Annotated in this window: 1 protein-coding gene; it reads right to left on the reverse strand. The window is 49.9% G+C overall.

Annotation, left to right across the window (positions count from 1 at the left end):
* Window positions 1-355 (reverse strand): M14 family zinc carboxypeptidase (locus ACNKXV_RS13580; RefSeq protein ID WP_417908266.1); only part of this gene is annotated, 355 nt, incomplete at both ends.

Here is a 355-nt window from a genome sequence, read left to right on the forward strand (position 1 = left end):
GTAGCAATTTCATTAGCTGCCGCAAAGTGATAGGCAGCGACTAAAGCAGCGTTGGCGCCGCTTGGTTCATTGCCGTGCACAGAATAGCCCATGAACATGACCGCAGGCATAGTTTGGATATTCACAGAGGAGCCAGGTATTCTGAGTTTTGCTCGTTCGGCTTTGATTTGATCGAGTTTGCCTAGGTTGGCAGGGGAAGTGATCGTCAGCAGTGTCTGCGGACGCTTTTCGTAGGATCTTCCTGTTTCTTCAAATTTCACCCGATCGGAGGAGGCCGCCACGGCTTTCATGTAAGTGACCAGCTGATCATGTGTCACATGCCATTCGCCTACTTCATATCCTAAGACTTGCTTTG

This window comes from Christiangramia aquimixticola (assembly GCF_048285835.1).
Classification (GTDB): Bacteria; Bacteroidota; Bacteroidia; order Flavobacteriales; family Flavobacteriaceae; genus Christiangramia; species Christiangramia aquimixticola.